The sequence below is a fragment of the Actinosynnema sp. NPDC053489 genome (genome assembly GCF_044544865.1).
GTDB lineage: Bacteria > Actinomycetota > Actinomycetes > Mycobacteriales > Pseudonocardiaceae > Actinosynnema.
The window spans coordinates 68,840-87,952 of the sequence record NZ_JBITXT010000005.1 but is presented as its reverse complement, the minus strand read 5'-3'; the positions used below and the strand labels follow the sequence as shown (position 1 = coordinate 87,952).

Below are 19,113 nucleotides of genomic sequence, written 5' to 3'. Positions count from 1 at the left end.
CGGCGTCGCGGCGGCCTTCTCCGTTCATGCCGACTTGCCCGTCGGCGGTGCCCACGTGGCACTTCGGTGGGCACGCTGGGAGTAGGCGCCCGATCGCGGTCGCACCGACCATTTCAGTCGAGTCCAATCGCTGCGGCCACCCGTAGCGGGACGAGGGGAGCGAACAATGTCCAGCCTGTGGGGTGCGCTCAGACGTCGCATCCTGACTCCCGACATTTCCGCGACGAAACTGTCGGTGCGCGGTTTCCACTACAAGGACGAGACCGCCCGGGAACTGCTCGAAACCGTCGGCCGGTCCTTCCTGGAGGGTTACGGCTACGCGGCCGAGTCGCGCGTGCCCCTCGACGCCGAGCGCAAGCTCGAGGAGATGCCCTACAAGTTCCGCGGGTTCGCCTACGAGGGTGCCGGGATGGGCTTCGCCGTGCGCGACGCGCTCCCGTTCGGCCGGGGCGGGCGGACCGGGCGGTTCCTGGAGGGCAAGGCCCGGGCGCACGACTACATGGTCATCGTGGGCGTGGGCTGGGCCATGGCCCGGGTGCCGCGATCGCGCTGGTCCAAGCTCGGGCTCGACGACCCGCTGCTGCGCTGGCTCGCGCTGGACGGCTACGGGTTCCACCAGGCGTTCTTCCACACCGAGAAGTACGTGAAGCAGCAGTACCGCGAGCCCTCCTTCCCGTGGCCGACCGACGGCTACGCCTGGTACTCGCCCCGCGGGATCGACCAGGGCATCGGCCGGGCGCTGTGGTTCGTCGGCGGCGCGGACCCGAAGGTCGTGGTGGACCTGATCGAGTCGTTCGACGAGGAGCGCCACGCCGACCTGTACGCGGGCTCGGGGCTGGCCGCGACCTACGCGGGCGGCCTGCCCCCCGGCGAGCTGGAGTGGTACGCCGAGCGCGTCGGCCGCTACCTGCCCAACGTCGCGCAGGGCAGCGCGTTCGCCGCCACCGCGCGCGTGGACCAGGGCCTGGTCGTGGACCACACCGGCGTGGCGACGCGGATCTTCTGCGACATGACGCCCGAGCAGGCCGCGCGGCTGTGCCACGACACGCGCCCGCCCGCCGTCGCCGAGCTGCCCGAGCACCCCGGCGTCCCGTCGTTCGAGATCTGGCGGCAGCGCATCACGGCGGCGTTCCGGACCGACGCGCTGACCACGGACGCGGACGTGACGGCATGACCGCGATCGACACGCCACCCGCGCGGCGGGCCGTCCCCGGCCCGCCGCGCAGCGAGACGCTGAGCCTGCTGGCCAGGATGGCCCGCGACCGGCTCTCCGTCATGACGTCGGTGTCGCGGCAGTACGGCGACGCCGTGCGGCTGCGCCTGGGCCCGAAGTCGATGTACTTCTTCAACCACCCCGACCACGCCAAGTACGTGCTGGCCGACAACCCCGGCAACTTCGTCAAGGGCATCGGCCTGGTGCACGCCCGCCGCGCGCTCGGCGACGGCCTGCTGACCAGCGAGGGCGAGCTGTGGAAGGCGCAGCGCAAGACGATCCAGCCGGTGTTCCAGGCCAAGCGGATCGCCGGCAAGGCCGACGTGATCGCGCAGGAGGCCGCGGGCATGGTCGCCAAGCTGCGCGCGCACCGCGACGGCGGCCCGATCGACATCAGCGAGGAGATGACCGGGCTGACGCTCGGCGTGCTCGGCCGCGCCCTGCTCGACGCCGACCTCGGCGCGTTCGAGTCCATCGGGCACTCGTTCGAGGCGGTCCAGAACCAGGCGATGTTCGAGATGATGTCGCTGAGCACGGTGCCGCACTGGGTGCCGCTGCCCATCCAGCGGCGCTTCCACCGCGCCCGGGCCGACCTGGACCGCATCGTCGCCCAGCTGGCCGAGGAGCGCCGCGCCAACCCGACCGAGGACGGTGACGACATCCTGTCCCGGCTGGTCGAGGCGACCAGGAACGAGCCGGACCCGGCGGTCGCGCACCAGCGGATGCGCGACGAGATGGTGACGCTGCTGCTGGCCGGGCACGAGACGACGGCGAGCACGCTCAGCTGGACGTTCCACCTGGCCGACAAGCACCCCGAGGTGTGGGAGCGGATGCACGCCGAGGCCGTCGAGGTGCTCGGCGACCGATTACCGACCTTCCAGGACATCCCGCGCCTGCGCTACACGACGCAGGTGATCCAGGAGGTCATGCGGCTGTACCCGCCGGTGTGGATCCTGCCGCGGATCACCCGCGAGGAGGACGAGATCGGCGGCTACCACGTGCCGGCCGGCGCCGACGTGCTCATCTGCCCGTACACCCTGCACCGGCACCCCGACTTCTGGGAGGAGCCGGACGCGTTCGACCCCGACCGGTTCTCGCCCGGCCGCTCGTCGGGCCGCTCCCGCTACGCCTACATCCCGTTCGGCGCCGGTCCGCGCGTGTGCGTGGGCAGCGGCCTGGGGATGATGGAGGCGACCATCGTGGCGGCCAGCGTCGTGCGCGAACTGCGGCTGTCCACTGTGGCCGGTTACGAGGTGCGCGGTGAGCCGATGCTGACGCTGCGGGTGCGCGGCGGCCTGCCGATGACGGTGCGGTCGGTCGCGTGAGGACCGGGCGGGCGACCGCACCGCCCGCGGGGGGCGGCGCCGCGCTCACGGGCGCCGCGCCCACCGCGGGCCGCGGCGTCCGTCCGACGTCGACCTGAACGGCGCAGGGAACGGGATCAGCGACCGGTGGTGCCGGGCTGCGCGGCCCGGCCGCCGCGGGAACGGCCGGACGGCCCAACCGGGTCGCGGAGCCTTACGGACCCGTCATGTCGGCCATTACGCTGTGATTCTTCATTCTTCCCGATCCCTGAGGCGCCGGCGGAGGAACCGATTTCGATGCGAGCGACACTGGTACGAGCCGGTTTGCGCGGGCTCTCCACCGCGCAGGTCCGGCAGGTCCGCGCCGTGCGGTACGGCGCGGCGGACGACGTGGTGGCCCGGGTGTACCGGGAACTGGAGCGGGACTTCGGCGTGCTCGCGCCGCCGATCGCCCTGCACGCGCCCTCGCCGGACGTGCTGGCGGGTGCGTGGTTGATGCTGCGCGAGACGCTGCTCGTGCCCGGCGCGGTGCCGCGGGCGCAGAAGGAGGCCGTCTCCACGGCGGTCTCGGAGACGAACAACTGCCCGTTCTGCATCTCCATGCACTCCTCGATGCTGATCGATCTCGTGGGCTACCGCGACGGCGCGAACCCGGAGCCGCGGTCGCGGGCCGTGGGCGACTGGGCGACCGCGAACGCCACGCCGGACGGCGCGGCGGGCCACCCGGTGCCGTTCCCGGCCGAGCAGGCCCCGGAGATGATCGGCACGGCGGTGATACTGCAGTACCTCAACCGGATGGTGAACATCTTCCTGGGCGAGCTGCCGCTGCCGCCGGGCGCGCCCGCCTCGTCGATGACCGTGGTGCGCCGGGTGCTGGTGTGGCTGATCAAGTCCGCGGAGCGGAGCGGACCGCGCGCGGGCACCTCACTGGACCTGCTGCCCGAGGCCCCGCTGCCCGACGACCTGAAGTGGGCCGAGGGGCACGCCGCCATCGCGGGCGCGTACGCGCGGGCCGCCGCGGCGATCGACGGGGCCGGTCGCCGTTCGGTGCCCGACGAGGTGCGCGCGCTCGTCCACGAGCGCCTGGCGCGGTGGGACGGCAGGCCGGTGGGCGTGAGCCGCGCGTGGGTCGAGGAGGCGATCGCCGGGCTGCCCGCGGACCAGCGGGACGCCGGGCGGCTCGCGCTGCTGACGGCGCTGGCGTCCTACCAGATCGACCAGTCCGTGCTGGACCGCTTCCGGGCCGGCAACCCGTCCGACGCGGCGCTGATCGACCTGACGTCGTGGTCGAGCCTGGCCGCGGCGCGGCGCGTGGGGAGCTGGATGCGGTTCCGCGCGGAGGAGCCCGACGTCCGGCCGCCCGCCGCGCGGTCCGCGCAGGACTGACACCGCCGCGCCGGCAGCCCGCCCGGGTTGCCGGCGCGGTCGCGGTGGACTCACCGACGGCGGTCGCGGGACGACCCCGAGACCACCCGGTCCACGGCGGCCACCAGGAGCACGGCGGCCAGCAGCCCCGCCCCCGCCCCGACCGCGCCGCCCACCGGGCCGCCCACCCGGCCGCCGACGACGGCACCCGCCACCGCGAGCACCAGCACGGCGGCCGCCACCGCGGGTTGGCGCAACCACTTCCACGAGCGGGTGCGGCGCACGGGCCCACCTTCCTGTCCGGACGCCGCACGGCCCCGCGGTGCGGCGCACCCCGGGGCTCGGCGCCACTCAGCGGGGAGACGGCAGGGCCAGCTCGACGCCGGCCGACCGGCGGGTGTCCAGCTCGGGCAGCGCCAGCAGGATCGGCAGGTCCAAGGTGCACACCGACCTGGTCTCCAGGTCCGCCTCCGCGGCGGCGCCCGACCGGACCGTGACCGCCTCGGCGCCGCCGACGAACAGCGGCCGCCGCTTCGACGGGTTGGGGTCCAGGTCGTCGACCGCGACCACGGCGGCCCGCAGGTGGAACTGCCCCTCGGGCATGGCCTCCAACCGGTACGGCCCCGCGCCGTCGCGGATGTCGCACGCGACCGGCATGCCCTGCGCGATCGGGTCCTTGAACGCGCCCACGTAGACGCGCACCGGCGTCCCGGTCTCCGGCACGCCGACCCACCCGGACACCGAACCGGCCTGCGCGCCCCGCGCGGGACCGGAGAACGACGACGGCGACAGCACGCCGCCGTGCGACAGCGCGCGGTACCGCGCGGGCGGCACGCCGACGCTGCGGGTGAAGCGGCTGGTGAAGGTGCCGAGGCTGTTGTAGCCCACCATGTAGGAGATCTCGGTGACGCTCAACGACGTCTCCAGCAGCAGCTGCTTGGCCTTGGTGAGCCGGATGGCGGTGAGGAACCGGCCCGGCGAGGTGCCGGTCAGCGTCCGGAAGACCCGCGAGAAGTAGAACTTGCTCAATATCGCGGTGTCCGCCATGTCGGCCAGTGAGAGCGGCTCGTGGTACCGGCTCCACATCGTGTTGATCGCCCGTTCTACCGCGGTCTGCACAACAGTCCCTCCATTCCACTCGTCGAAGCGGTCACGACCCCCGGTTCCCGGCGACGCCACCGCAGGCGTCGACCGGCCGTCAGAGCCACCCCAACCCGCGGGACCCGTCCGCGCGCCCGGCACCGCACCGGGGTGGGCGGGCAGGTCGCCGTCGACCGGACCGCTCCGCCGGTGCCGGCTGCCGACCGCCACCGCCACCGGCGCACCGCGGAGCACCGGGCCCGCCGGCTGCCCGTGCGGCACGGCGGGGCCGACCCGGACCGCCTCCCCCCGCGCCGACCGGTGCGTGCCGTCCACGGCGGTTCCCCCTTCGACGTCCGGCCGCCGCGGTGGCGGTTCGTCCGAGCGTGCGCCGCGGGCCGCGGGCCGCACTACTCCACGCTTGCGGTGCGGACGGGACCTAGCGCCGGCCCGTGCCGACCGCGACGGGCGCCTGGGCGCGGTCGCGCATCCGGACGCTCACCCGCAGGTGCTCGCCCGCGCCGACCGGGATGGCGTGGCTCGACCCGGCGGCGAGCCCCAGCCCGGCGCGCGGTTCGCCGCCGCGCAGGGCGACCGCGACGCAGCGGGTGGCCGTGGCGCCGACGAGGAGCTCGTGGTCGAGCGGGCCCTCGAAGAGCGCGCTGGGCGCCGGGGCGCTGCACGGGATCAGGTCGTCGATGAGCCCCACCGTGACCACGGAGGCCTCGGGCAGCGCCGGGACCTCCAGCGTGCCGACGACCGAGCCGCTGCCGCCGAACCGGGGCGCGGGCATCGCGTCGAACACGGGCGCGCCGGTTTCCAGCGGGTTGTCGAAGTCGGGCAGCGCGACGGCCGCCAGCAGCCCGCTGACCCGGGGGTTGCGGTACTGCGTCGGCGAGAGGCCGACCGCGCGGGTGAACCTGGTGGTGAACGTTCCGACGCTGCTGTACCCGATCGTGGCGACGATGTCCGCGACGTTCATCCACGTGGTCAGCAGCAAGCGTTTCGCCTCGAATAATCGGACCGCCGTGAGGTACCGACCGGGCGGCACGCCGACGGCCGCGTGGAACAGCCGGGAGAAGTGGAACGGGCTGACCAGCGCGGCGCCCGCGACATCGCGCAACGTGAGTGGTTCGTAGTAGTTGGTGCGCATCAGCTTGATGGCACGCTGGACAGCGTCATGCACGGTGTTTCCCTTTCGGCCTGAATAGCGCTCGGACGGATCGCGGTACGACGCCACCGCTGCCGGACGGAGGACGAACCCGCAGGTCGGAGTCCTGGAGAGAGCCGCAGCGGTGCGGCGCGAAACTACCCGATCGCATTTTCGTGAATACGGCGGTTCCTGCTCTGGTGCCGATCTCCACCACCCCAGATGGCCTTTGTGCGGAGCCCCCATAACGCCGCACCGCGAGGAACGCTAGCAGGGCGGCGAGCCGCTCGTAATTACCCGGGAACCAGTACCGCAATCTCCGAGACGGCCCTGAACCGTTGCGGGTAACCGGTACGACCGCACAGCGCAGCGCGGCGGCACCCGACCGCCGAGGTGGCCCAACGCCGGTCACTCAGCGCGATCGGCGGACCACGGCTCCCGCGGCGGCGCCCCGAGCTCCACCGGGAGCACGGCGACGGCCGGCCGGGGGCCGACCCCGACGGGCGCCCGAGCGGAGCGCGCAGGTCGCAGGGGGTGAAGCCGCCGCCGGGGATCTCCGTACCCACTGGGACGGCCAGCTACACACCCGACCGGCGATCACGGCGGAACGAGCCACCAGGCGGGACGACCATCGCTATGCGTAACACTGTAATGCAACACGCGGGGCAACCATTTCGGGAACCGATCGGTTCCGCCGGATCACCCGTGTCGCCGATTCCCCCTGGGCCGGGAATGACGGACCGTGGCCAATTCCCGGCAATTCCACCCGACGTGTTCCAGGATCACCCCACCGGCCGCACCAATGCCCTGACCGGCCCCGCCGGAAACCCCGAAGAAACCCGCATCGGACTCCCGCAGCGACGACGATCCGCACCGCCCACGCCGCGCCCGCGACACCCGACCGGCCGATCAGCGCCGACGGCGATTACACCCGGCAATACCGAGCCGATCGGCGTGGAATTCCCCCGTTCACCGGTGAAGCCCCCTATCCGCAACGAACCCTTGCTGCATCGATCCGCCTGCATTAGTGTTGGCCGGGCAATGCTAGGGATGGTTCCCTTACAGTCCCGGTCCCCTCGCAGTCGGCGCGGCACTCCCCCGCGGCCGCCAGGGCGACCGGCGGACCCAGGCCCACCCGCCGACCGGCACCCCAGACCGGTCCCCGGTGGCGCCCGCGGTGGTGGAGGAGAAGCCGGCGAACCGAGTCGTCCGCTCCACCACGGGCGGGGCAGCGGCACCCCCCAACCGCTGTCCCGCCCCACCACCCATCACGGGTCCGATGTGGACGGTCGGTTGCGCTCCCTTCGGTGTTGCAAGGCTTCCTGCCCGAGAGGTTCGGCATGCCGAACGTCCGGCGATCACGACCCCGGGCCGGGCGCACGAAGTCGACGGCGACGACCGGGCAGCCGGCGAAGGACCGCGCGGCCGGGCCGCAGGCGCGCCTGAGCGCGAAGGAGGTCGGCGGGAACGCGTGCGGGGACCCCGCCCCCGGCCGACGGCCGCGGTGGCGTCCCAGGCGACCTGGAGGCGGATCCGGAAACGGCGAAAAGGCGCGACAGGGCGACCAACGACCCCGATGGGGCGGAAATGTCACACGAATGCCGCAACGTAGCATAACAACGTTACACAAAGAATAACGGCGTTGTGCAACACTGTCAAGGTGAGTCCACGAAAGCTGGATCCCGAGACCCGTGCCGCGCTCGTCGACATCGCCGCGAGGCTCCTGGCCGAACACGGCGCGGAGGCCCTGTCGACCCGGAAGATCGCCGCCGAGGCCGGCACGTCGACGATGGCCGTCTACACCCACTTCGGCAGCATGAGCGGCCTGGTGCGGGAGATGGTGCACGAGGGCTTCGCCCGGCTGGAGCGCCAGTTCGCCCAGGTGCGCAGGACCGACGACCCGGTGGCCGACATGGCCGTGCTGGGCTACGCCTACCGGCAGAACGCGAAGGCGAACTCCCACCTGTACGCGGTCATGTTCGGCGGGCAGTCGCTCGCCGGCTTCTCGCTCACCGAGGAGGACCGCCAGTACGGTCGGTACACGCTGCTGACGGTGGTCGACTGCGCCACGCGCTGCATCGAGGAGGGCCGGTTCCGCCGCGACGACCCGATCCTCATCGCGCACGAGATGTGGATCGCGACGCACGGCCTGGTCAACCTGGAGCTGGGCGGCTACCTGATCGACCCGGTCGACGCCGACCGCTGCTACGACACGATCCTCAACAGCCTGATGCTGGGCGTCGGCGACTCGCCGACCGCGGTGGCGGCGTCGATGGCGGCCTCGAAGAGGCGTCGGCCGACCGAGGTCGAGGCGGACCCGGAGCCGGCGGTCGCCACCCGACCCTGACCCACCCGGCACTCACCCACCGGGCTCTCACCCACCGGCCCCTGACCCACCGGCCCCTGACCCACCGGTCCCTGACCCACCGGTCCCTGACCCACCGGTCCCTCACCATTGATCCCTCACCCGCCGAGCCCTCACCACCCGCCCTTCATCCACCGGGCCCTGACCACCGGGCCCTGACCACCGCCCTCCCCCGCCGGTCCGCCCACCGCCGGTCCGCCCACCGCCGGTCCGCCCACCGCCCTCCCCCGCAGATCAGCCCACCGCGTGGCAACGGCATGCCGCAGCGCGGCGGGACGGCCCGGGTGCGGCAGCGTCGTTGGCCTCGGCGCGGAGCGGGGTTCCGCCCGGGCGAACGCACGTCCCGGACCGGCCGATCCCCCTCCCCCGGCACGACTCCCGGCACGACTCCCCGGCGCGACCCGCCCCACGCACGGGACGAGCGCGGGGCACGGGCCGTGGCCGGTGCTCCCGCGCTCGCGAGAGGTCGATCGGAACGGTGGCTACGCCTTCTGGTAGCGCGTGCCGTTCCACCAGTTGTCGCCGGGACCGTGCGAGTCCTCGGCGTCGTAGGTGTCCTTGAACCGCCACCAGTCCCACGGGTGCTCGAGCTGGTCCTCCTGCCGACCCAGGTGGGTGATGTCCAGGTAGTTGTAGAAGCTCTTGAAGATGTCCCCGCCGCGGTCGAAGATCGAGTAGGTGAAGAAGACGTCGTCGCCCTCGCGGTAGAACGCGCTGACGCCCGGCGACTCGCCCTGCTCGGTCGAGACCTCGTAGTCGTAGTTGAAGTCGCTGCCGTACGATGAGTACCAGGGGATGTTCCAGCCCATGCGCTGCTTGAACGGCTCGAAGTCGGCCACCGGCGCGCGGGAGATCATGACGAACGTCGTGTCGCGCGCCCACATGTGCGCCAGCTCGCCGACGCTGTCGGCCTGCATGGAGCAGCCGATGCAGCCCTCCTTCGCGCCCGGGCTGAACATGTAGTGCCGGACGATGAGCTGGCGGCGCCCCTCGAACAGGTCCAGCAGCGACAGCCTGCTGCCGTTGGGCCCCTCGAAGGTGTACTCCTTCTCCACCTTGACCATCGGCAGCTTGCGGCGCTCCTCCGCGATCATGTCGCGGGCGCGCGTGACTTCCTTCTCCTTCTCCAGGAGGGCCTTGCGAGCCTCCAACCACTCTGCTCGGGAGACAACTTTCGGCTGGGTCATCAGATCTCCTCAGGACTGTCGGGGGAACGACTCCACCGAGACCCGACACGGCGGATGACGAGTGGTGCCACCCGGTTCCGGCCCGGGAACCATCCCCCACCAGGCTAGGCAGGCTCCCGCCGGCGGGACTTCTTCCAGATTGACGACTTGGCACCGCCGCCGAACGGGCGGCGGGGTCGTCCAGCATGGGGGCCGGCCGCACCTCGCGCATCCGGATTCTTGCTCATCTGAAGCAAGCCGGAAGAATCGTCCGGCCGACTCGGTCGCGGACAATGCTCCGATCCTCGCGGCACGCGCATTCGATCGTCGCGAGTGCGACCGACGACCTCCTAGGCGAGCCCCGGGTAAATACGACGAGTGCGACCGCACCGCACCCGAGGCCGTCACCGGTAAGTCGGTAGCTAAATACAACCACCAAGGTGGGCGAAGTGCGACGCCATCACCGCAAAAGGCGGTCACACCCCCTCTGAGCTGCAAGGACACCTCATCCGACACGGGTTCACCACACCTGTCGATGATCCCTCGACCGCACCTGCAAATGCTCGTGCACGGCTCCGTCCGGTGAGCAAGCCTGAAGTAGCAGCGCTCACGAAGCCTCTGCAAGTCTTTTCAACGTTCGCTTGTCCGGTGACGGTCACCCGAGCTTGGGGGGACGAGAGCTTGAGCGCAGTTCGCGCCTCACGGCGCAAATTACCGGAGATCGCACGGCGGCGGTTCCACCGCACACCCGCCTTTGCGATCGCGCCCGAACCCGCCGGAATGGCATTCGTCACCGGTCGCGGCGGGCGGGCGGCCCGGTTCCCGAACGAGGACCGGACCGCGCGTCACGGCACAACGCAGCACGACGGCATCGGGTGGGCGATGGCCCGCATGCCGTGGCACGGACGGGGACGACCGGAGCAGCTCCGCCTCGTCCCGGACCACCAGGACATCGGCCGTGCCACGTGGTTCGTCGGCAGGTCCGACGCCCAGCGCGTCGCCGACACGATCGGGAAGGTCCCGGCGCGCCCGGGCCGGGCGCCGCACACCGGTGCGGCGCCGGCCGGGTCACCGGGTGAGGCCGCCCCGCGCTCGCGGACGTGGCGGCGACGCATCGCCGAGGAATTCGTCCACCAGGAAGGAGTCAGCTTGTGACCTCCACAGCCAGTTGGCTGCGCAGGCAACTACCGGGCGTCATGGCACTCGTGCTCGTCGCGGCCACGTTCTTGGTGGCCCGACTGCCGTCGGTGTCGGCCGAGCAGAGGCAGGAAGTCGCGGCTCAATTCGGTTTCACGCCGGAGTCGATCGCCCTGCCGGGCGGCTACACCCAGCAGACCATTCGCCAGGTGAACCAGCGCTACCAGCACATCAACGCCTGGATCTCCTCGGTCGGCTCGGCGGTCGCGTTGAACGACCTCGACGGCGACGGGCTGTCCAACGACCTCTGCTTCGTCGACGTGCGCATCGACCAGGTGATCATCTCGCCGGCGCCGGAGTCGGGCAAGAAGCCGCGCTACGAGCCGTTCGCGCTGTCCCCGGGCTCGCTGCCCATGAACGACGTGATGGCCCCGATGGGCTGCGTGCCCGGTGACTACAACGAGGACGGCAGGATCGACCTGCTGGTCTACATGTGGGGTCGCACGCCGATCCTGCACCTGGCCAAGGCCGACGCCACGGGCATGTCCGCCGCCGCCTACCAGGCCACCGAGCTGGTGCCCGGCAAGTCGTCCGGCACCTACGACGGCCCGCAGTGGAACTCCAACTCCGCGACCGTCGCGGACTTCGACGGCGACGGCCACGACGACGTCTTCATCGGCAACTACTTCCCGCACGGCCCGGTCCTGGACCCGTCCAAGAACAGCGGCGTGTGGATGAACCACTCCATGTCGGCCGGTTTCAACGGTGGCGAGGACTACATCTTCCTCTCGAAGGGCACCTCGAACGGCACGCCCAAGTGGGAGATGTCGGACCCGTTCCCGCTGGAGGTCTCGCGGGGTTGGGCGCTGGCGTCCAGCTCCAACGACGTCAACGGCGACATGCTGCCCGAGCTGTACGTCGGCAACGACTTCGGCCCGGACCGCCTGCTGTTCAACGAGTCCACGCCCGGCCACCTGAAGTTCAAGCTCGTCGAGGGCTCGCGCGGCCCGATGGAGCCGAAGTCCAAGAACGTCGGCATCGACTCGTTCAAGGGCATGGGCGTCGACTTCGGCGACCTGAACGGCGACCAGGTGTACGACATGTACGTCAGCAACATCACGACGTCGTTCGGCATCGAGGAGTCGCACTTCGCCTTCCTGAGCCAGGAGACCAACATGAACCGGGTCACCTCGGCGCTGGAGGACGGTGACGCGATCTGGGAGGACAAGAGCGCGCCGCTGCAGCTGGCCTGGTCCGGTTGGGGCTGGGACGTGAAGATCTCCGACCTCGACAACAACGCCGACCCGGAGGTCCTCCAGGCGACCGGGTTCGTCAAGGGCGACGTCAACCGCTGGCCCCAGCTCCAGGAGCTGGCCACGGCGAACGACTCCCTGCTGGACAACCCGATGTGGTGGCCGATCGTGGGTCCCGGCGACGACGTGGGCGGCAACCAGCACTTCCACTTCTTCGCCAAGAACCAGAAGAACTTCTACAGCGACCTGTCCGGCGACCTGGGCATGGCCGCCCAGATCCCGACCCGCGGCATCGCCACCGGCGACATCGACGGTGACGGCAAGCTCGACATGGCGCTGTCCCGCCAGTGGTCGGACCCCGTGCTGTACCGCAACAACAGCGGCGCGGGCAACAACTTCCTCGGCCTGCGCCTGACCTACGACGACAAGCCGTCCGAGGGCTCCTTCCGCGGCGCGGGCTCGCCGGTGATCGGCGCGCAGGTCACGATCACCTCGGCGTCGGGCAAGAAGCAGATCGGCCGCGTCGACGGTGGCAGCGGCCACTCCGGCAAGCGGAGCCACGAGGTCCACTTCGGACTCGGCTCGGAGGACGGACCCGTGCAGGCGCACATCAAGTGGCGCGACCGCGGCGGCGAGATCCACGAGCAGGACATGACACTGAACCCGGGTTGGCACGACGTCCAGCTCGGCGACCAGGCCAAGGAGAAGTGACGGACATGGCCGAGACCACGACGGCGCCCAGCCCGCCGCGGCATGACCCCAAGGTCACCAAGGCACTCAGGAACTTCGCGATCTCCATCAGCGTCTTCAACATCTTCGGCTACACGATCCTCGGGTTCGAGCAGGCGTGGCTGTGGCCGTTCATCGCCCTGGCCACCGCCTACACCGTCGAGCTCGGCCTGGAGCGGATCGGCTCGCGGATCGAGGGTCGGGCGCCCCGCTACCAGGGCAACGGGCTGAAGGGCCTGGTGGAGTTCCTCTACCCCTCGCACATCACCGCACTGGCGGTGAACATGCTGACCTACGTCAACGACCAGATCTGGGTGATGATCTTCGGTGTGGTCGTGGCGGTCGGCGCGAAGTGGGTCCTGCGGGCCCCGGTGAAGGGCCGCCTGCGGCACTACATGAACCCGTCCAACTTCGGCATCGCGGTCGTCCTGCTGGTGTTCCCGTGGGCGTCGGTCGCACCGCCGTACCACTTCAGCGAGCACGTCGGGACGTTCTGGGACCTGCTGATCCCGGGCATCATCCTGACGGCGGGCACGATGCTGAACGGCATGCTCACCGGTCGGCTGTGGCTGATCATGGGCTGGCTCGTCGGCTTCGCCCTCCAGGCGATCATCCGCGGCATGGTGCTGGACGTGTCGATCCCCGCGGGCCTGGGCATGATGACGGGCATCGCGTTCGTGCTCTACACCAACTACATGGTGACCGACCCGGGCACCTCGCCCTCCAAGCCGGGGGCGCAGATCGCGTTCGGCGCGGGCGTGGCGGCGGTGTACGGCGTCCTGATGGGCATGAGCATCGCCTACGGCCTGTTCTTCGCCACGGCGATCGTCTGCGCGATCCGCGGCGGCTTCCACTGGGCGCTGCACTTCATCGAGAAGAACCGGGTCGAGCAGGAGCGGCTGAAGCGGCTGGCGGCGGAGAAGGCCCTGCCGGTGGAACCGCCGGTCGCGGACCCGGCCCTGAACGGCGCGCCCAAGCACACCGCGGTCGTCCCGACCTGATCGCGGTCCGCGCGCACCGACGCGCAAGGTGAGATCGGCCGGCAGCCCGTCACCCAGGTGGTGGCGGGCTGCCGGCCTGTTCGGGTGATGGCAGCCGGAGGGCCGCATGCCGGACGGGCGTACCGGGAAGCGTTGCGCCGCTTCGCATCCGGCGTCGGGAGGCTCCCGGCCGCGGGTCCGTTCCGCCACGTCACACGATCCCGTCGCGCTCGGTGACCGCCGGGGTTCGTGGCGCGCCTGTGGGTGAGTACGGTGTGCCGAAGCGGGGTTGGGCCGTTCGCGTGCCCGGGCGGGGACGGTCACGACGGCCGAAGCGGTATTCGAACGCCACCGGACAATGAGCCGGGATTGTTTTCCCCGCACAGCGGAAGACCCGCCGTCCGGCCGGGACGGCGGGTCTTCCGGGTGTTGTCGCCGGTGTCAGCTCGCCGCGCCGGCGTCCAGCGCCACGGTGCGGATGTAGGGCAGGGCGAGCAGGACGGGCGGGTCAAGCGTGCCGATCGGGCGCAGGCTCAGGTCGACGTCCTTGACCTGGGCCCCCGCCCGCACGGGCACCGGACCGTGCGACGCCACGTTGAGCGCCTGGTCCTGGCCGAACGGCATCCCGCCGAGCACCGACTCCCGCCCCAGTGCCACGGAGTGGGCCAGCAGGTGCCAGGTGCCGGGCGGCACGTTGGTGAGCACGTACGGTCCCGGCCGGTGGAGCATGGTGCAGCGGACCGGCTTGCCCTGCGGGATCCGGTCCGGGAACAGGCCCAGGAAGATGATTCCCGGCGCACCCCCCAGAGGTGCGTGGACCTCGCCCTGCACGGTGGACGTGCGGGCGTCGGAACTGCGTCGCGCCATGGGGATCGGCGGGGTCAGTCCGCCCAGTTGGCGATAGGTCGTCGGGGAGACGCCGACGCTGTTGCGGAACCTCGAGCTGAACGTCCCCACGCTCGTGTAGCCCACCCGATGGCTGATGTCGGTGACCGCCAACGTGGTGCACACGAGCAGCCGTTTGGCCTCCTGCAGCCGGATCGCGGCGAGGAAGCGACCGGGCGAGACACCGGTGACCCGCTGGAATGCCCGGGAGAAGTGGAACTTGCTGTACATGGCGGTACGGGCCATGTCATCGATCGTGAACTGCTCACCCAGATTTTCGTGCATGAAGTCGATGACACGGCCAACCGCTCGTTCTATTACGTCCTCCACTACGACCCCCATTCGCAGATGTAATGAAAGCTGAATCCCGTCGTCCCGACCCGACGATCGACCCTTCGAGCGGTGTTGATCCGGCGCAACGCCGCGCCGCGGCCCTCAGTGAAACCCCCCGGTAACCCCAGTACCCCCGATTTTTGAAAGCTACCAGGGGCGCAACAACCTGCGCAAGGAGCGCAGACGGCGTTGACGAGCACGACTCGTGATCGTGACCCGCCCCGTTCCGATGATCTTGTGAACGTTCCTCGACCTTATTTCCGGCGACCATGGAACACATATTCGGTCATGAGCCGAAGATATTGATGCGCCTTTCGGGTGATGCCGGCGACCCGACCTCCCGGGCGGGGTCGGCGCAGGTGGTCGGGGGTCGGCGGTCGCCCCCGGTCCGTTTTCGGCCGGTTCACGGCAATCTCGGAGATGCGCCGCCCGGGGCGCCGGGCGGACACTGGACCGACGCCGGCTCGCACCGACGACGGCCATTCCGGGCGCCCCTCCCCCGGTGCCCGAACCGCCCCGGTCATTCGCGCGAACAATGGGCGGCGCTGACGCGCGCCCGGACGGGGCGGGTGAGACCACCCCAGACGGCCGCAAGGTCCGCGCCACCCCGTGGAGCGGCAGGGCGGGGGCACCCGGCACGGGCGGTGGCGCGCGGAACCGGACGCACCGTCCGTTGTGGACCGCACAGCGGCGCACGCCCGGGCGTGACAAGACGTGCGGCAGCGGCGGGACGTGGTGCGGCTCGACGTGCGATGTGGCCGGACGTGCGCACGTGGCGGCACGCACGGGTGTGGCGGGAGGTGCTCCCGTGACCGGTCGTGCGGGTGCGACGAGGCGGGCGCACGGGACCGGAAGTGCAGGCGTGGCAAGGCGTGCCGATGTGGCGGGACGCGCGGGGGTGCCCGCGCGAGAACGCGACCGGTCGCCCACGGGCCGCGCGGATGGGCCGGTACCAGCCCACCCGCGCGGGGAGGCGGTCGCTCAGTCCCGGTAGGACGCGCGGACCGCCGGCGCGCTCCGCTCCGGCGGGCTGGGGGTCCCGCCGTGGAGTCGGGGCGCGGCACGGGCACGGAGTCCGCCGCCCGCGGCGGGTGGCGGCACGGCCTGGCGGCTCGCGGTCACCGGCACCCCCCGCACCTCGGTCCGCGTCGGACGTCGTGGACCCCACAACCTATCGATGTTGGTCCTAAAAAGCAACCAACCGGTGTGACTCCCGTACCGGGCGGACTAGACTGCTCGGCCGTGGCGACCAGGCGCAGGTACGACGACGGGTGCTCGACGGCGTACGCGCTCGACCTCGTCGGCGAGCGGTGGGCGCTGCTGGTCGTGCGCGAGCTGCTGTTCGGGCCCAAGCGGTTCACCGACCTGCGCACCGGGCTGCCCGGCGCGAGCCCCAACGTGCTGTCGCAGCGCCTGCGCGAGCTGGACGAGTCGGGCGTCCTGGTCCGCCGCCGGCTCCCGCCGCCCGCCGCCTCGTGGGTGTACGAGCTGACGCCGTGGGGCCGGCAGCTGGAGCACGTCGTGGCCGCCCTGGGCAGGTGGGGGGCGCAGGCGCCGGGTGAGCGCGGCGACGGCCCGATCAGCGTCGACTCGATGATGCTCGCGCTGCGCTCGCTCTACGACCCCGCGCTGGCCGACGGGCTCGTCGCCGACGTGCTGGTGAGCGTGGGCGACGACGGGTTCCGCGCCACCACGACGCCCGAGGGCCTGCGGTTGGCGCGCGAGCCGGTCGACCGGCCCGACGCGGTGATCCGCACGGACACCGTGACGCTCAAGGACGTGGTGTGCGGTCGGCGCACGCCGGCGGAGGCCGTCGCGGCCGGGAGCCTGGCGGTGTCGGGCGACCGGGCCGTGGCGATGCGGTTCCTGGCCTCGTTCCCCTCCCCGGGCCCGGCCGCGTAGGGCGCCGACCCCAGCACGGTGAGCGTCCCTCACGTATACGGGACCCCGCTGTGGTCGAAATCGTTGTCATTCCACCCCGCGCGACCCGGAAAGTCAGGATCCGGACAAATCGTCGCGGTTCCCAGCACACCGGGACCGCATTCGCTTCTTCCAGGTTGCTCTTTTTCCCGATGACGCGGCGCCGCGCGTTGTGAACGCACCACCGCAAGCCGGAAGAGGAAGACCCCATAGGAACGCTATACAGTCGACGCGCGGGTTCGCGCGGTTCCTGGAGGACGACCACCGTACCGACGCGTGGACCAGTGGACTTCTCCATGATTGCGTTTCCGCACCGAAGCGTTCTTGCGCCGCTTGAAACCAGATATCGTCGCTGGTCACGGGGAATCGACCCGATCGAGGCCGGCCCAGCAGGAGGATTCCATGGTCGACACTCAGGTCCACACCCATTCCGTGGGCGGGCCGCTCAACACCACGCGCCACCGGGCGGCGCTTTACGTCTTCACGGCGATCGTGCTGGGCCACTGGGCCGAGCACATCGCCCAGGCCATCCAGATCTACGCGCTCGGCTGGCCCGTGCCCAAGGCCAAGGGCGTGCTCGGCCTGTGGTTCCCGTGGCTGGTCACGTCCGAGGTCATGCACTACGGCTACGCGCTGGTCATGCTCGTGTTCCTCTTCGCGCTGCGCAAGGGGTTCGTCGGCCGCTCGAAGAAGTGGTGGACGCTCGCGCTGGGCCTGCAGTTCTGGCACCACATCGAGCACCTGCTGCTGATCATCCAGGCCTCGACCGGGACGAACCTGCTGGGCAGGCCGGCGCCGACGAGCATCATCCAGCTGCTCGTCCCGCGGGTGGAGCTGCACCTGTTCTACAACACGGTGGTGTTCATCCCGATGGTCGTCGCGATGGTGCTGCACATGCGGCCGTCGCGGGAGGAGCGCGCGCAGATGCAGTGCTCGTGCGCGCTGCCGGTCGGCGCGGCGGCCTGACCGCGTGCACAACCACGGCGCCGTCGGCCTGCCGCTCGGCTTCACCCTCCTCCGGCTGATCCTGCTCGGCGCCGTGACCGCGGTCGCGGGCTGGGCCCTGGTCCGGCCGTTCGCACCCGCCGCGTCGGGCACGCTGACGCGGCGGGTGGTCACGGGGTTCTCCGGCATCGGCGGTGTCGTGGTGCTGCTCATCGCGGAGGCGACGTGGATGCCGCCGCCCGCCGCGGTGGCGTTCATCGGCCTGCTGGCCGCCCCGGTGGCGCTGCGCCGCCCGCGGCCGGTCCTCGCCCGGCTCGTGGTCGCGGCCGTCGTCCTGGTGACGGCGGCCGCGGGCGCGTGGTTCACCGGGCCGCCGTCGTCGTCCGCCTACATCACGCTGATGGGCGCGTTCGCCTGCGTGTCCTGGCTGGCGCTGTGCCCGCCGACCGCGTCGGTGCGGGTCGTCGGCGCGGCGCTGGGCGTGACCCTGCTGGCGGGCCTGGGCCAGGTCACCATCGCCGGGCAGCTCGGCACACCGGCGCCGGGCGACCCGCTGCTCACCCGCGTCGCGCTCGGCGGGAGCCCGGTAGACCTGCTGGTCGTGCCGCAGATGCCGGGCTGGAACCTCGTGCACACCACCGACACGCCGCTGGCGGTGGGCAACGCGCCGAACGCCCTCGTGCCCGCCGAACCGCGCGACGGCGCGACGGGCCGGTGGGCGCTGGTGTGGCTGCCCGAGGGCCGCAGCGACCTGTGGCTGGACCGGGAGGGCACGCGCACCACCGTCCCCGTCGACACCGGCCGGGTGGCGTGGAGCGGCCCCGACATCCGCGGGCCAGAAGGCCCCGACTACGCCTCCGCCGTCCTGGCGGCGAAGCTGACCGGCAAGCGCGGCGACCTGCCGTGGCCGAGGTTGACCGACGCCGACGCGGCGGCGCTGCGCACGCGGGTCGCCTCGATCGGCGGGCCGTTCCGCCTCGTCGCGGACGCCTCGCAGCGCGCGACCGAGGCCGCGGCGATCGCGCGGGAGGAAGCGGCACGGCTCGGCCTGCCCATCACGCCCGACGCGCCGGACGCCCTGGTCCTCGGCGGCGCACCTCCCCCGGACGCGCGGCCGCACCTCGCGCCGTGGCTCGACCCGCCCGACCTCACGACCCCCGAGGCGCGCCGGTACGCGCGGACCCTGGCCGCCGCCTTCCCCGGCGCCACGCCGTCCCGCTCCGGTCTCGCGGCCTGGGCCGGCTAGGCCGCGTGGTTCGGTCGGCCGCACGGGGGTACTCCAACCGGG

15 protein-coding genes are annotated in these 19,113 nt (G+C 71.6%); 10 read left to right on the top strand and 5 right to left on the bottom strand.

The genetic code is table 11. The features are described 5' to 3' along the window. The first annotated feature begins 166 nt into the window (after nucleotides 1-166). From ACIGNX_RS12755 to ACIGNX_RS12745, 3 genes are all read left to right on the top strand, one after another. Entirely contained in the window at nucleotides 167-1,174 is a 1,008-nt protein-coding gene (locus ACIGNX_RS12755; protein ID WP_396539364.1) for a DUF1702 family protein, read from the top strand. Further along, nucleotides 1,171-2,538 (top strand): cytochrome P450, encoded by a 1,368-nt coding sequence (locus tag ACIGNX_RS12750; protein ID WP_396539362.1) that lies wholly within the window; start codon nucleotides 1,171-1,173, stop codon nucleotides 2,536-2,538. The genes ACIGNX_RS12755 and ACIGNX_RS12750 overlap by 4 nt, the downstream gene beginning before the upstream one ends. A gap of 276 nt (nucleotides 2,539-2,814) precedes the next feature. Further along, a complete protein-coding gene (locus ACIGNX_RS12745; RefSeq protein WP_396539360.1) occupies nucleotides 2,815-3,903 on the top strand; it encodes a carboxymuconolactone decarboxylase family protein in 1,089 nt (362 codons plus the stop codon). Nucleotides 3,904-3,953: 50 nt separating this feature from the next. Here ACIGNX_RS12745 and ACIGNX_RS12740 read toward each other — a convergent pair whose 3' ends face one another. The 3 genes from ACIGNX_RS12740 to ACIGNX_RS12730 all read right to left on the bottom strand — a co-directional run bounded on the left by ACIGNX_RS12740 (nucleotide 3,954) and on the right by ACIGNX_RS12730 (nucleotide 6,148). Further along, nucleotides 3,954-4,166: a hypothetical protein gene (locus ACIGNX_RS12740; RefSeq protein WP_396539358.1), complete on the bottom strand. Its 213-nt coding sequence runs from the start codon at nucleotides 4,164-4,166 to the stop codon at nucleotides 3,954-3,956. 67 nt (nucleotides 4,167-4,233) lie between these two features. Beyond that, complete coding sequence (locus ACIGNX_RS12735; protein WP_396539356.1) at nucleotides 4,234-5,001, bottom strand: helix-turn-helix transcriptional regulator; 768 nt, start codon at nucleotides 4,999-5,001, stop codon at nucleotides 4,234-4,236. A 400-nt stretch (nucleotides 5,002-5,401) separates the two neighbouring features. After that, on the bottom strand, nucleotides 5,402-6,148 hold the full coding sequence (locus tag ACIGNX_RS12730) for a helix-turn-helix domain-containing protein (protein WP_396539354.1): 747 nt from the start codon (nucleotides 6,146-6,148) through the stop codon (nucleotides 5,402-5,404). A gap of 1,624 nt (nucleotides 6,149-7,772) precedes the next feature. On the opposite strand from ACIGNX_RS12730, the gene ACIGNX_RS12725 reads away from it, so the two are divergent. After that, nucleotides 7,773-8,459 carry a TetR/AcrR family transcriptional regulator gene (locus ACIGNX_RS12725; RefSeq protein ID WP_396539352.1) on the top strand — a complete coding sequence of 229 codons (687 nt, stop codon included), beginning with the start codon at nucleotides 7,773-7,775 and terminating at the stop codon, nucleotides 8,457-8,459. Between the two features lie 500 nt (nucleotides 8,460-8,959). Here ACIGNX_RS12725 and ACIGNX_RS12720 read toward each other — a convergent pair whose 3' ends face one another. After that, on the bottom strand, nucleotides 8,960-9,628 hold the full coding sequence (locus ACIGNX_RS12720) for a DUF899 domain-containing protein (protein WP_396539350.1): 669 nt from the start codon (nucleotides 9,626-9,628) through the stop codon (nucleotides 8,960-8,962). Between the two features lie 795 nt (nucleotides 9,629-10,423). Here ACIGNX_RS12720 and ACIGNX_RS12715 point away from each other — a divergent pair. The 3 genes from ACIGNX_RS12715 to ACIGNX_RS12705 are packed head-to-tail and all read left to right on the top strand — an operon-like array spanning nucleotide 10,424 to nucleotide 13,763. Further along, nucleotides 10,424-10,798, top strand: coding sequence for a hypothetical protein (locus ACIGNX_RS12715; RefSeq protein ID WP_396539349.1), 375 nt, complete (start codon nucleotides 10,424-10,426; stop codon nucleotides 10,796-10,798). Next, nucleotides 10,795-12,744, top strand: a complete 1,950-nt coding sequence (locus ACIGNX_RS12710; protein WP_396539347.1) for a CRTAC1 family protein — start codon at nucleotides 10,795-10,797, stop codon at nucleotides 12,742-12,744. Before ACIGNX_RS12715 ends, ACIGNX_RS12710 begins: the two co-directional genes overlap by 4 nt. Nucleotides 12,745-12,749: 5 nt before the next feature. Beyond that, nucleotides 12,750-13,763: an enediyne biosynthesis protein gene (locus tag ACIGNX_RS12705; protein WP_396539346.1), complete on the top strand. Its 1,014-nt coding sequence runs from the start codon at nucleotides 12,750-12,752 to the stop codon at nucleotides 13,761-13,763. 420 nt (nucleotides 13,764-14,183) lie between these two features. Here ACIGNX_RS12705 and ACIGNX_RS12700 read toward each other — a convergent pair whose 3' ends face one another. After that, nucleotides 14,184-14,957 carry a helix-turn-helix domain-containing protein gene (locus ACIGNX_RS12700; protein ID WP_396540122.1) on the bottom strand — a complete coding sequence of 258 codons (774 nt, stop codon included), beginning with the start codon at nucleotides 14,955-14,957 and terminating at the stop codon, nucleotides 14,184-14,186. Between the two features lie 1,245 nt (nucleotides 14,958-16,202). Between ACIGNX_RS12700 and ACIGNX_RS12695 the strand changes: the two genes are divergently transcribed. The 3 genes from ACIGNX_RS12695 (at nucleotide 16,203) to ACIGNX_RS12685 (ending at nucleotide 19,071) form a co-directional block, all read left to right on the top strand. Next, a complete protein-coding gene (locus tag ACIGNX_RS12695) occupies nucleotides 16,203-16,862 on the top strand; it encodes a winged helix-turn-helix transcriptional regulator (RefSeq protein ID WP_396539345.1) in 660 nt (219 codons plus the stop codon). Nucleotides 16,863-17,282: 420 nt separating this feature from the next. Then, the gene (locus ACIGNX_RS12690; protein WP_396539343.1) at nucleotides 17,283-17,846 is read left to right on the top strand and encodes a hypothetical protein; all 564 of its coding nucleotides are present in this window, start codon (nucleotides 17,283-17,285) and stop codon (nucleotides 17,844-17,846) included. A gap of 4 nt (nucleotides 17,847-17,850) precedes the next feature. Beyond that, nucleotides 17,851-19,071, top strand: a complete 1,221-nt coding sequence (locus ACIGNX_RS12685; protein WP_396539341.1) for a DUF6239 family natural product biosynthesis protein — start codon at nucleotides 17,851-17,853, stop codon at nucleotides 19,069-19,071. The last annotated feature ends 42 nt before the right edge of the window (nucleotides 19,072-19,113 follow it).